This window comes from Roseateles sp. P5_E4, from assembly GCF_054049255.1.
The window spans coordinates 535,179-548,306 of record NZ_JBFUMS010000002.1 but is presented as its reverse complement, the minus strand read 5'-3'; the positions used below and the strand labels follow the sequence as shown (position 1 = coordinate 548,306).

General features: G+C 68.0%; 8 protein-coding genes and 1 riboswitch. All 8 genes read left to right on the top strand.

The window, feature by feature from the left end; genetic code table 11:
* Positions 1-49: 49 nt before the first annotated feature.
* The 8 genes from ACXJLH_RS05210 to ACXJLH_RS05175 all read left to right on the top strand — a co-directional run bounded on the left by ACXJLH_RS05210 (position 50) and on the right by ACXJLH_RS05175 (position 12,870).
* Positions 50-1,201 carry an IS481 family transposase gene (locus ACXJLH_RS05210; RefSeq protein WP_457442769.1) on the top strand — a complete coding sequence of 384 codons (1,152 nt, stop codon included), beginning with the start codon at positions 50-52 and terminating at the stop codon, positions 1,199-1,201.
* Between the two features lie 684 nt (positions 1,202-1,885).
* Complete coding sequence (locus tag ACXJLH_RS05205) at positions 1,886-2,962, top strand: lipase family alpha/beta hydrolase (protein WP_457442767.1); 1,077 nt, start codon at positions 1,886-1,888, stop codon at positions 2,960-2,962.
* A gap of 142 nt (positions 2,963-3,104) precedes the next feature.
* The gene (locus tag ACXJLH_RS05200) at positions 3,105-4,166 is read left to right on the top strand and encodes a cupin-like domain-containing protein (RefSeq protein ID WP_457442765.1); all 1,062 of its coding nucleotides are present in this window, start codon (positions 3,105-3,107) and stop codon (positions 4,164-4,166) included.
* 188 nt (positions 4,167-4,354) lie between these two features.
* Positions 4,355-6,448, top strand: coding sequence for a diguanylate cyclase (locus tag ACXJLH_RS05195; RefSeq protein WP_457442763.1), 2,094 nt, complete (start codon positions 4,355-4,357; stop codon positions 6,446-6,448).
* Positions 6,449-6,546: 98 nt separating this feature from the next.
* Complete coding sequence (locus ACXJLH_RS05190) at positions 6,547-8,751, top strand: molybdopterin-dependent oxidoreductase (protein ID WP_457442761.1); 2,205 nt, start codon at positions 6,547-6,549, stop codon at positions 8,749-8,751.
* A gap of 155 nt (positions 8,752-8,906) precedes the next feature.
* A complete protein-coding gene (locus ACXJLH_RS05185; RefSeq protein WP_056194507.1) occupies positions 8,907-10,223 on the top strand; it encodes an HD domain-containing phosphohydrolase in 1,317 nt (438 codons plus the stop codon).
* Positions 10,220-10,786: a response regulator gene (locus ACXJLH_RS05180; RefSeq protein ID WP_457442759.1), complete on the top strand. Its 567-nt coding sequence runs from the start codon at positions 10,220-10,222 to the stop codon at positions 10,784-10,786. Before ACXJLH_RS05185 ends, ACXJLH_RS05180 begins: the two co-directional genes overlap by 4 nt.
* A complete protein-coding gene (locus tag ACXJLH_RS05175) occupies positions 10,783-12,870 on the top strand; it encodes an ATP-binding protein (RefSeq protein ID WP_457442757.1) in 2,088 nt (695 codons plus the stop codon). Before ACXJLH_RS05180 ends, ACXJLH_RS05175 begins: the two co-directional genes overlap by 4 nt.
* Before the next feature lie 163 nt (positions 12,871-13,033).
* Positions 13,034-13,120, top strand: a riboswitch (cyclic di-GMP riboswitch).
* Positions 13,121-13,128 lie beyond the last annotated feature (8 nt).

Below are 13,128 nucleotides of genomic sequence, written 5' to 3'. Positions count from 1 at the left end.
CCAGGACATGGGTAACGCTTTCGGGGTTTCGAAGCCCCGGAAGAAGCCCATGGTCTGGACGGAGAAGAGCACCGTGTCCCTGCGTGAAGAATTCGTGCACCTGGCCCGCCAGGACGGCGCCAACGTGCGTGCGCTGTGTCGCCGGTTCGGCATCAGCCCCAAGACCGGCTACAAGTGGCTCGGCCGCTTTGAACTCGCTCAGGGCGATGTCCAGGTGCTGCATGACCGCAGCCGTCGCCCGCTGAGCAGCCCCGCCCGCAGTGGCGATGCCATCGAGCAGGCCGTGCTGGCCGTTCGTCGCGAGCACCCCGCCTGGGGCGGCCGCAAGATCGCCCGGCGCCTGGCGGCCCTTGGCCAGGCTTGCGTGGCGCCCAGCACCGTCACGCGCATCCTGCATCGGCACGACCTGATCAGTCCCGCGGCCAGCGACACCGCCCGGCCCTGGCAGCGCTTCGAGCACGAAGCTCCGAACTGTCTGTGGCAGATCGACTTCAAGGGCCACTTCCCCACGCTGGCCGGGCGTTGCCATGCGCTCACGCTGCTGGACGACCACTCGCGCTTCAACCTTTGCCTGCACGCGCTGACGCGCACCGACACGCCCGCTGTGCGCGATCAACTCATCCAGGCGTTCCAGCGCTACGGGCTGCCGCTGCGCATCAACGCCGACAACGGCTCGCCCTGGGGCACGCCTAAGGCCAGCGGGCACAGCCTCAGCGAGTTGGCGGTCTGGCTGATCCGCCAGGGCGTGCRRGTGAGCTTCAGCGCYCCKCACCATCCGCAGACCAACGGCAARCTGGAGCGGTTCCAYCGCACGCTGGACGTGGAGGTGCTGGCCGGGCGGCACTTCACRGACWTCGMKGCYGTGCAGYGCGCGTTCGAYGCCTGGCGCCCGAGCTACAACTGCSAGCGKCCGCACGAGGCACTGGGCTTGCAAGCGCCCATGCAGCGCTACCGGCCCAGCGCCGTCGGCTACAACGAGGTGCTGCGCCCCATCGAGTACCCCGACACGGATTGCGTGGTCACCGTCGGCTGGAACGGCTTCTTCCACTTCCAGCGGCGCAAGCTGCACGTGTCCAGCGCACTGCAGGGACTGCCCATCGGCATCCGCCCGAGCCTGGAGTGCGATGGCCTGCATGACGTGTACTTCTGCCATCAGCGGTTCACGCAGTTCGACCTGCGCGAGCCGACGTTGGACACTTGAGAAGGTGTTACCCATGTCCTGGCACGGGTGTTACCCATGTCTCCGGTCTGTACACGGGGCCAGAAGAAAGTCACCAAAGAAGAGGCCCTGAACCGCACACCAGCACCACATGCACGAGCTGCGCCGTGCAACAGCCGGTCGGTGAGTGGGCAGATGCGAGCCGCTGCGCTCTCGCTGCTGTCCCTATCACCAGTACCATGCATCGCACCGGCGGGCCGCTTAACGCGCGGCTGCACGCCGGGCTCATCAGAAACCCAAATACAGCGTCGCTCGGGCGACGCGACGGCGGGGACAACTCATCCGTCCTGCGTAGGTCGGGTGACGCAGTGAACTCCAACGCCCCCACGTAACCGCTGTGGCGTCGCTCCAGCGACGCGGTATTCCCTGGTGAGCCCGGCGTGCAGCCGGCGTTAACCGGCGTGAAGGGGCGATCCTTGATGCTCGTCATAGGGACAGCAGCGAGAGCGCAGCGGGTCGCGTCTGCCCGAAATGGAAGTGAGAGTTTTCGCGCGCCGATCTTGGCGGTGTGGTGCTCGTGTGCGGTTCAGCGCCTCTTCTTTGGTGACTTTCTTCTGGCGCCGCAGAAGAAAGTTACCCGGCCGCCGGGACGGACTCCCGGCAATGCACCGTGCAAACGCACAAACAGGCCAAAGCATACAAACACAACACCGGCATGATGCCCCCATGCCCAGCCCCCAGCAGCTCCGCGGCGCCAGCCGCCTCGCCGTCGATGCCACCACCGGCGTCACCAACCTCGTCGAGGCCATGCACGCCGAGATCGCCCGGCTGCCGCTGACCAAGCAACGCGACCGCACCACCGGCATCACCGGCCTGGTCTACCGCAGCGTACGCGGCGTGACCCAATTGGTAGGCGGCGGCCTGGACCTGGCGCTGGGCGCACTGACACCGTTGCTCGGCCAGGCCAAAGCCGACCACGCGAACGCCGCGCAGGCCGCATTGAACGGCGTACTGGGCGACTACCTCGAAGACACCCTCAACCCGCTGGCCACGACGATGAACCTGCGCCCGCTGGTGGACGGTGCGACCGGACCGGCCCTCATCATGCTGCACGGCCTGTGCATGAATGAGGCGCAGTGGCGGCGTGACGGTGCCGACTTCCCCGCTGCGCTCGCGGCACTCGGCTACCAGCCGCTGGGCCTGCGCTACAACAGCGGCCGACCGATCTGGCGCAACGGCGCCGAACTGGCCAAGCTGATGGACGACGTGCCCGGCCCGCTGACGCTGCTCGGCCACAGCATGGGCGGCCTGGTGGCACGCAGCGCCATTGCCCAGGCCGGGCGGCGGCGCTGGCCCAAGCGGCTACAAGCCTTCGTCACGCTCGGCACGCCGCACCAGGGCGCGCCGCTGGAACGCGGCGGCCAGCAGGTGCAGCAACTGCTCAACATCAGCGCCTACTCGCGCCCACTGTCCCTGCTGGCCGCGCGGCGCAGTGCCGGCATCCGTGACCTGCGCCATGCCAGCCTGCTTGAAGCGGATGCCGGCAAGGCCAGTGCCTTGCCGCTGCCCGAGGGCGTGGCCTGCTACGCCGTGGCAGCCACCACGTCCAAGTCCGCCAGCGGCTCACCCGCTCGCTGGCTCGGCGACGGCCTGGTGCCTGTGGCCAGTGCGCTGGGCCAGCACCGCTCACCGGCGCGCCGCCTCGCCTTCACCGACACCGCCCTCTTCACCGGTCTGGGCCATCTGGGCCTGCAGACTGACGCCGCCGTGCTGGATCAACTGCAGCGCTGGTTGAAGCCATGATCGCGACAGCTGCCGCGTACCAGCCGGCCGCCAGAGGTGGTCCCCGTCGTGAAGGCAGGGCGGGCCCCTAACTTCCGCCCGGCAATACCAGTTGCAGCAGGCCCACAATGCCGCTCGCTGGCCCGCTTCCACCCTTGCCGCCATGACGCTTTCTCCGATCAAGCCTCCGCCCCGGCCCCGGCCGGCAGCCCTGCTCGACCTGACGCCCGACTGGCTGCAATGGCTGGCCGACAACCGGCTCTGGGACTGCGCGCCCAACTCCATGCTGGACACCATGGTCACGGCCGGCCAGGACACCGAGACGGCCGCCGCCGCCATAGGCCAGATCGACCAGGACCCGGTCTTCCAGGCCGCGCGCCGCCACCAGCAGATGCTGCGCAAGCTGGAGTCGGTCTGCGGCAATCTGCAGAAGGTCTGGCAGCAAGACCCCAACTACGCCGTCGTCGAGAAGCGCCGCGGCGTCGGGCGCGACGAATTCCTGCAGCGCTATGTCTACGGCTGCCGGCCCGTCGTGCTGACGGACATCGCCGAGGACTGGCCGGCCATGAAGCGCTGGTCGCCGGCCGACCTGAGCAAGCGCTTCGGCCATCTGGAGGTCGACGTGCAGGTGGGCCGCAACACCGACACGCTGTTCGAGCAGAACAAGGAAAAGCTGCGCCAGCGCATGAAGGTGTCAGAGTTCGCCGACCTGGTCGTCAGCGGCGGCGCCACCAACGACCACTACCTGACGGCCAACGACGAGATGCTGCGCCGGCCCGAGTTCATGCCACTGCTGCAGGACATCGGCCGCATGCCGCCCATCTGCGACCCGGCCCTGCTGCATACGGCCGCGTCCTTCTGGTTCGGCCCGGCGGGCACGCGCACGCCGCTGCATCACGACACGCTGATGCTCTTCCACACCCAGGTCGTCGGCCGCAAGCGCTGGCGCTTCGTGTCGCCGCTGCAGACGCCGCTGCTCTACAACCGCATGGGCGTCTACAGCCCCATCGACCTCGACGCCCCCGACTACGCCCGCTACCCACGGCTGCGCGAGGCCGTCGTGCTGGAGACGGTGCTGGAGCCCGGCGACACCCTCTTCCTGCCGCTGGGGTGGTGGCACCAGGTGTCGTCACTGGAGATGAGCATGTCCTTCTCGTACACCAACTTCGATACCGGCGTGCCCAACGAGTTCAGCTATGTGAACCCGAGCATCGGCAACTGGTAGCTCAGGAGCACCCCGAGCGAGGAAAGCTGCACGCATCCGTTTTTCCAAAGGCAACGGCAGCGGTGCGCGGCAGCGGAGACCACCATAGACTTGGCCAGCGGAGCTGCCCCGGCATCGAGGGCGCGCATTCGCCGACTATGGCGCAAAGAAATATTCGAACGGACCGGTCTCGCATCGGAAGGACTGCCATGCGACCCGCTGCGCGGCTGGCGGCCGCCCTGTTGGCCGGATGCGCAGCCTTCGGCACGCCGGTCGCCGGCCAGGCTCAGGCGGCTGCGGCGACAAGTGCGGCCTCCGCTCCCGGCGCCCGGGCGCCCGCCCTGGACATCGCCGAGCTGAAGGCCAGGATCGCCTCGGACGACCGCCGGCGGCCTGCCGCTTCGATCGAACTGGCCCAACAGGCGCTCGCAGCAGCCGGGTTGGCGCCCGAGGATCGCCGCTGGCTGCGTACGCGCCTGGTGCGCGACCTGGACCGCCTGGACCGGACGGAGGAGGCCGTCGCCCAGGCCGGCATCGGCCGGCGGGAAGCTCGCGACGAGCAGGAACGGCTGCATTTCGACCGGTTGGAGATGATGGCGCTGGTGGATGCGCACCGCCACGACGACGTGCTCAAGCGCTACCAGAGCATCGCGCCCCAGCTGCCAGCGCTGGCGAGGGACGCAGCGAATGCCGACGCGCGACTGATCGCGGCGGACATCTGGCGGCTTGCCGGCATCGCCACGTTTGGCGTCGGCCGGCTGCCCGAGGCCACGGAACTGCTGACACAGGCCTTGCGCATCCTCGATGAGCGCCCCGACGCCGTCTACGAGTTCGCGCAGGCGCTGACTTACATGGCCCTCGTGCATTCGCGTTCCGGTCGCGTCGACGAAGCGTTGCGCACGGTGCAACGGGCCATCGACGTCTCTGAGGCCGCAGGGGATCGCTCCGCCCTGTCCAGCTACTACCTGCGCAAGGGTTATTTTCTCGGCCTGCTCGGGCGCCCCGACGAACAGCACGAAGCGCTGCTCAAGGCCCGGGCCACCGCGCGGGACGAATTGAGGAACTACAACCTCGCCGTCGCAGCGACCAACCTGGCCGACGTCGCCCTGCAGAAGAAGGACTACCGCGCCGCGCTGAGCTATGCCGAGGAAGCCATGCCCCTCGTGGAGCGCAGCGGCGACAAGGAGTCACTTTGGATCTGCTGGGTCAACAAGGGCATTGCCCTGAACCGGCTGGGGCGGCCCGGCGGCCTCGATTGGATACGCAAGGCCATCGCCGCCTTCACCGCGACACCCGGCATGGCCGCCAACGCCGCTGACGTCCAGGGCCTGCTGGCCGAGGAGCTGGCCTTCGCCCACGACTACCCGCAGGCCTACGAGGCGGCGATGCAGTTCAAGCGCCTGAGCGACGATGTGCGCAAGGCGGCCGACCACAAGCGCATCGCCCAGGCGCAGGCAGCCTATGAGGCCGACAAGCGCCAGCGTCAGATCCAAGCGCTGGAGCATGAGCAGCAGTATCAGCAACGCTTCCACTGGCTGCTGGCGCTGGCCGCCGTGGCCGGGCTGGTGGCGGCCATCGTCGCGGCCGTCAGCCGCCATCACGTCAAGCGGGCCTACCAGGCGATGCGCGACATGGCGTTCTCGGACCCCCTGACCGGCCTGCGCAACCGCCGCCACCTGGTGAGCAACGTGCAGGAGGACATGGCGCGAGCACGGCGCCTGCGTGCCAACGCTGGCGCTGGCGTCGGGCCGGCCAACACCGACATCGTCTTCATGATGATCGACATCGACCACTTCAAGGCCGTCAACGACGTGCACGGGCACGCGGCCGGCGACGCGGTGCTCAGGCAATGCGCCGCCGTGCTGCAACGACAGCTGCGCGAGTCCGACACCCTCGTGCGCTGGGGTGGCGAGGAGTTCCTCGTCTTCGCCCGCCAGGCCAACGCTGGCGAGATCCACGTGCTGGCCGAGCGGCTGCGCGCCAGCATCGCCGCCCACAACTTCGTGCTGGACGACGGCCAGGTGCTGCGCAAGACCTGCTCCATCGGCTACGCCTGCCACCCCCTGCAACCGGATGCCCAGGGCGCCGCGCCGGCAGACTGGAACGACACCGTGGCGCTGGCCGACCAATGCCTGTACGTCGCCAAGGCCAGCGGCCGTGACGTCTGGGTCGGCGTCACCGCCATAGACACCCCGCGATCATGCGGGCACCCGGACATCCGGGAACTGCGGGCCGGGGTCGATGCCGGCGTCTACACGCTGCGGTGCAGTGACGGGCGCAAGATCGTCTGGCCGGCATCATGAAGCGAGGTCAATGACCTCTCGGGTCATGTCGCCCGGTTGACGCGGGCCTCAAGCTCGGCGTCGCACAATCGTTCGAAAGATCGATCAGGAGACGTGCCATGTCCGAAAGCCATTACCGCATCTGCCCGCTGTGCGAGGCCTGCTGCGGGCTGGAAGTGAAAACCGAAGGTGCCAAGGTCATCAGCATCCGCGGCGCCGACAACGACGTCTTCAGTCACGGCTATCTCTGCCCCAAGGGCGTGAGCCTGAAGGACCTGCACGAGGACCCCGACCGCCTGCGCACGCCGCTGATCAAGCGCGACGGCAAGTTTGTGCCGGCGAGCTGGGACGAGGCCTTTGCCGAGATCGAAAAACGCCTGCTGCCGATCTGGCGTGAGCACGGCCCGGATTCGGTGGCCCTGACCATCGGCAACCCGGCCGCGCACAAGGTCAGCCTGCTGGCCTACACGCCGCGCCTGGTGCGGGCACTGGGCACCCGCAATGCCTTCAGCGCATCGACGCTGGACCAGATGCCCAAGCAGCTCAGCGCCGGCCTGATGTTCGGCCACTGGCTGTCCATTCCCCTGCCCGACATCGAGCGCTGCGACTACCTGCTCATCCTCGGCGGCAACCCGATGATCAGCAACGGCAGCCTGTGGACGGTGCCGGACTACCGCGGCAAGGCCAAGGCCATGCGCGCGCGCGGCGGCCGCATCGTCGTCGTCGACCCGCGCCGCAGCGAGACGGCCGCGGCGGCCGACGAGCATCTGGCCATCCGGCCCGGCGGCGATGCGCTGCTGCTGGCCGGCATCGCCCACACGCTGTTCGACGAGGGCCTGTTGAAGCTCGGTCGGCTGGCCGATCACATCAACGGTCTGGACGAAGTACGCGCCGCCCTGCTGCCCTTCGCACCCGAGGTCACTGCCGCCGGCTGCGGCATCCCGGCCGAGGTCCAGCGTCGCATCGCCCGCGAGATCGCCAGCGCGCCGCGCGCCGCCGTCTATGGCCGCATCGGCACCTGCACGACGCGCTTCGGCACGGTCAACTCCTGGCTGGTCGACCTCATCAATGCGCTGACCGGCAATCTCGACCGCGAAGGCGGTGCGATGTTCGCCAAGGCTGCCGCCTTCGCGTCCAATACCCAGGGCAAGCCCGGCAGTGGCAAGGGCATCACGACCGGCCGGCGCCATAGCCGCGTGTCCGGCGCGCCTGAGGTCTTCGGCGAGCTGCCGATCACCGTCATGGCCGAAGAGATGGAGATCGCCGGCGAGGGCCAGATCAAGGCGCTGATCAGCATCGCGAGCAATCCGGTGCTGTCGGCCCCCGGCGGCCCGCGCATCGCCAAAGCGCTGGAGAAGCTGGACTTCATGCTCAGCCTGGACATCTACGTCAACGAGACCAGCCGCCATGCCGACGTCATCCTGCCCGGCCTGTCGCCGCTGGAGGACCTGCACTTCGACGTCGCCTTCCCACAGCTCAGCCATCGCAACCATGCGCGCTTCTCCGGCCCGGTGTTCGACGCGCCGGCCGGCACGCCGCAGGAGTGGCAGACCATCCTGCGCCTGTGTGCCCTGCTCGAAGGCCGCGGCCTGGAAGTCGACGTGGCCCAGCTCGACGACGACGCCATCGAGGCCGACGTGAAGCGCTTTGCCGGTGACAACACACCGGCCATCCTCGCCGCGCTGCGACCCTGGCGCGGCCCCGAGCGCTTGATCGACCTGCAGCTGCGCGTCGGCCCCTATGGCGACCAGTTCGGCCGCAAGCCCGACGGCATCAACCTCGCCAAGGTCAAAGCGGCAAGCACCGTCGAAGGCGGTGGCATCGACCTCGGTGCGCTCACCGCCCGCATTCCCGAGGTCCTGCGCACGCCCAGCGGCAGGATCGAGCTCGCGCCGCCCTCGGTGCTGGCCGACCTGGCAGAAGTGAAGACCGAGGCCGCGCCCGAGTTCAGCCTCATCGGCCGGCGCGACACGCGCTCGGGCAACAGCTGGATGCACAACCTGCCGGTGCTGGCCAAGGGGCCGGACCGCTGCACGCTGCTGGTCAACCCGGGTGACGCGGATCGCCTGGGCCTGGCCGAGTTTGCCCGGATCAAAAGCGCGGTCGGTGAGCTGATCGCGCGCGTCGAGCGCAGCGCCGACATGAGCCCCGGCGTGGTCAGCCTGCCGCATGGCTGGGGGCATGACCTGGACGGCGTGCAGCTCGGCGTGGCGCGCGAGCGGCCGGGCGTCAACATGAACGAGCTGCTGGACGACGCGGCACGGGACCCTTTGAGCGGCAATGCAGTGCTGAGCGGCATCGCCGTGGAGATTGCACCCGCCTGACCTGCCGGGACCGCGACGACCCGCCACATTTTGCGAACAACTTGTCAAGCATCGCCGGGCCGACCTGCCTAAACTCCCAGTAAAGCGGCGGTCGTCCCTGGCGCGCTCGCCACGGACGGCGATGGCGCGACGCATCCGCCAGCGGGAGCGATTTGATGGATGCAAAAGTTGCCGACCCTCCGGTCGTGCTGTTCGTCGATGACGAGGTGTCGATCCTCAGTGCGCTGCGACGGCTGTTCCGGCCCCAGGGTTACCGGGTGTTGCTGGCCGAAAGCGCCAAGGCCGGACTGGCCATGCTCGAGACCGAGCCGGTCGATCTCGTCGTGTCCGACATGCGCATGCCGGAGATGGACGGCGCGGCGCTGCTCGAACAGGTCCACCAGCGCTGGCCGACCGTCGGGCGCATCCTGTTGACGGGTTATGCCGATATCGGCTCGACCGTCGCAGCCATCAACCGCGGGCAGATCCACCGCTATATCGCCAAGCCTTGGGACGACCGCGAGCTGGTGATGTGCGTGCAGGACGGCCTGGAGCGCCGCCGGCTGGAGAAGGAAAACCGCGCGCTGCAGCTGCTGACTCAAAGGCAGAACGACGAACTGCAGGCCTTGAACACCGACCTGGCGGCGCGGGTCAAGGCGCGGACCAGCGAGCTGGAACAGGTCAACGCCATGCTGGAGACCTCGTTCGCGCAGTTGCAGGAGAACTTCCTGCTGTCGATCAACGTGTTCTCAGGTCTGATCGAGCTGCGTGGTGGTGGCATGGCGGGCTATTCACGCGAGGTGGCCGACCTGGCTCGCCGCACGGCGCGGCGGCTCAACCTGGGTGCAGCGGCAGAGGAAGACATCTACATCACCGGCCTGCTGCATGAGGTCGGCAAGATCGGCCTTCCGGACACGATGCTGCGCAAGCCGCTCTCGGCCATGTCCAGCGATGAGCTCGCCCTGTACCGTCGCTACCCGCTCAATGGCGAGGCGGCGCTGCTGCCGCTCGGGCGGCTGCAACGCGTGGCGCGCCTGGTGCGGTCGCACCACGAACGCATCGACGGCAAGGGCTACCCCGATGCGCTGAGCGGCGACGAGGTGCCGCTCGGCGCGCAGGTGGTGAGCGTGGCTTGCGACTACTACGCCGCACAGTCCGGCCGGCTGTCGCTGAAGCGCCATTCGGCGGCCGAGGCGCATTCGCTGATCCTCGGCGGTGCCGGCACGCGTTACGAGAAGGCTGTTGTCGAGGCCTTCGAGCTGGCGCTCAAGGACGAGCCCTCCGAGAAGCCGCGTGACCGGGAGCTGCAGCCTCACGAAGTGATGCCGGGCATGGTGCTGTCCCGCGACCTGCTGTCGCCGCAGGGCACGCTGCTGCTGGCGGCGGGTTTCGTCTTCGACAACCGGGTCGTCAGGCAGCTGCGCGAATTCGCCGGCCGTGAAGGCGCAAAGCTGCATGTCTTCGTGAAGCTGCCTGAAGGAGGTGCGACGTGAGCGAACGCATCCTGCTCGTCGACGACGAGCCTCACATCCTCAGCGCGCTGCAGCGCCTGCTGCGCAACGGGCTGAAGGACACCGGCGGCGCGCGCTATGACGTTGAAAGCTTCACCGACGGCGCCGTGGCTCTGGCGCGGGCGCGCGAGTGCGCTTTCGCACTGGCCATCTCCGATCAGCGCATGCCGGGCATGACCGGCGTGGAATTCCTGCGCGAACTGCGTCAGGTGCAGCCCGACTGCGGGCGCATCATCCTGTCCGGCTATGCCGACCTGAACGCGCTGGTGGCGGCCATCAACGAGGCCGAGATCGCCCGTTTCATCTCCAAGCCCTGGGCCGACTTCGACCTGCTCAGCGCCGTGCGCCAGGTGTTGCGCATCCGCGAGCTGATGATGGAGAACCAGCGCCTGGCTGACCAGGTGCGCCAGCAGATGGGCGTGCTCACCGCCCAAGAGGCGGAGCTGCGCCGCCTGGAGCGGCTCGAACCCGGCATCACCCATGTGAAATGGGGCAGCGACGGCTCGTTCATCCTGGAGGACCCGGATGAAGAGGTGAAGTGGTGACCGCACTGACGGTCGACTTCAGCCTCGCGCTGCAGGCCGTCAGTGCGTCGGTCCTGGTGCATGGATCGGACCGCATCCTGTTCGCCAACGCGGCGATGGAACGCCTGCTGGGCTATGGGCTGGAGGCGCTGCAGCAGATGCCGCCGCACGGCTGGGCAGCGCCCGAGTTCGCCGATGAGTTGCAGCGCTATGGCCAGCGGGCGCTGGCCGAGGAAGGCGAGCTGCCCGCGATCGAGATCGAGGCGCTGACGGGCAGCGGCTCGCTGCGCGTGCTGGAAGTCAAGGCGCATCGCGTCATGCTCGACGGCCAACCCTGTGCGGTGCTGACCGGGCAGGACCTCAGCGACATCCGCCACGTGCAGACCAGCCTGCTGGACATCGGCCGCGTGCTCTACCAGATCCTCGAGAACAACCCGGTGGCCACGCTCGTGATCGACAAGTCTCACCGCGTCACGCACTGGAACGCCTCCTGTGCCCAGCTCACCGGCCGCGACGCCTCCGAGATGCTGGGCCGCGACGACACCTGGCGCGCCTTCTACCCCGAAGCCAGGCCGCTGCTGGTCGACCTGATCCTGGACGGCAATGTCGAGCAGGAGCGCCAGCGCCTGTACGGCCGGCACTGCCAACCCTCGCCGCACATCGCCAACGCCTACGAGGTCGAGGGCTATTTCCCCAATTTCGGCCGGGAGGGGCGCTGGCTCTACTTCACGGCCGCCCCGCTGGTCGATGCCCACGGGGAAGTCGTCGGCGCCATCGAGACACTCCAGGACATCACGCGACGGCGCCAGGCCGAGGACGAACTCCGCCGCCATCGCAACGAACTCGAGAACATGATCGCGGACCGCACGGCCGAGTTGCTGAGCACCCACCATGAACTCGAAGCCTTTCTTGAGAACGCGTCGGTAGGCATCATCGCGACGGCCAATCAGCAGATCCAGCGCGGCAACAAGAAGTTCATCGAGATGTTCGAACTCGGTGACGTCCCGCCCCATGGGCTGCCGACGCGCCGCCTGTTCAAGAGCGATGAAGACTTCGAAGCGCTGAGCCAGATCGCCATCCCGGTGCTGTCGCGGGGCGGCTCGCTGCTGCACGAGATGGAGGTCTGCACGCTGGCCGGCAACACGCTGTGGGTGCAGATCATTGCCTACGTGTCCAATCCCGAGGAGCCGACAGCGGGCACCTGGTGGCTGCTGCAGGACCGCACGGAGGTGCGCCGCGTGCAGCGTGAGCTGGAGCTCAACTACGAGCGCATCAAGCAGACCAACAACCGGCTTGAGGAAGCGCAGAACCAGCTGCTGCAGGCCGAGAAGATGGCCTCCATCGGCCAGCTCGCCGCCGGTGTCGCCCACGAAATCAACAACCCGATCGGCTTTGTCAGCTCCAACCTCGGCTCGCTGCGCGGCTATGTCCAACCTGTCTTCGCGTTGCTCGCACTGCTGAGGAAGACGCCGGCCGACGCGCTGCCTGGCGATGTGCGAGAAGAGCTGGACCGGGTGGATGCCGCCGTCGACCTGAGCTTCGTGCAGGAGGACCTGCCCCAGTTGCTCGACGAGAGCGAGGAGGGGCTGTCGCGGGTCAAGAAGATCGTGCAGGACCTCAAGGACTTCTCGCGCGTCGACCATGCCGATTGGCAGGACGCCGACCTCAATGCCGGGCTGGACTCGACGCTCAACGTCGTCATGAACGAGGTCAAGTACAAGGCCGAGGTTCGCAAGGACTATGCCGTGCTGCCCCCGGTGCACTGCATCGCCGCGCAGCTCAACCAGGTCTTCATGAATCTGATCGTCAATGCGGCCCATGCCATCAAGGAGCGCGGCACGATCACGCTGACCACGCGCGCCGAGGATGGCTGGGTTCGCATCGAGATCGCAGACACGGGCAGCGGCATGAGCGAGGAGGTCAAGCGGCGCATCTTCGAGCCCTTCTTCACGACCAAACCCGTCGGCCAAGGGACGGGCCTGGGCCTGTCCCTGTCTTTTTCCATCGTGCAAAAGCACGGCGGCCGCATCGAAGTGGATTCCCAACCCGGCGTCGGCACGCGCTTCACGGTCTGGATCCCGCTGCACCCGCCGCAGCCCGCCTGAGCTTTTGTGTCCTGCGTGACACAAAGCAACCACAGGGCAGTAACTCACGAAACGCAGACTGGCGGCATCGAAAGCTCGCGCTGCCCGCCGAGTCAGAAGTCACGCAGCGCCTTTGTCGGGCCCCGTATCTCGGCACCCCGGCGCCTAGACTGAACCTGTTTCACAACCCAGAGGGCAAACCCGTCGAAAGGCGGGGACGCAAAGCCACCGGCCTACAGCGCGCAAGCGCCACGGCAGCGGGGCCGCCAAGACCGGCAG

What these genes read in the sequence shown, in the direction of transcription:
- ACXJLH_RS05205 (WP_457442767.1), top strand. Translation starts at nt 1,886, where the DNA reads ATGCCCAGCCCCCAGCAGCTCCGCGGCGCCAGCCGCCTCGCCGTCGAT.
- ACXJLH_RS05200 (WP_457442765.1), top strand. Translation starts at nt 3,105, where the DNA reads ATGACGCTTTCTCCGATCAAGCCTCCGCCCCGGCCCCGGCCGGCAGCC.
- ACXJLH_RS05195 (WP_457442763.1), top strand. Translation starts at nt 4,355, where the DNA reads ATGCGACCCGCTGCGCGGCTGGCGGCCGCCCTGTTGGCCGGATGCGCA.
- ACXJLH_RS05190 (WP_457442761.1), top strand. Translation starts at nt 6,547, where the DNA reads ATGTCCGAAAGCCATTACCGCATCTGCCCGCTGTGCGAGGCCTGCTGC.
- ACXJLH_RS05185 (WP_056194507.1), top strand. Translation starts at nt 8,907, where the DNA reads ATGGATGCAAAAGTTGCCGACCCTCCGGTCGTGCTGTTCGTCGATGAC.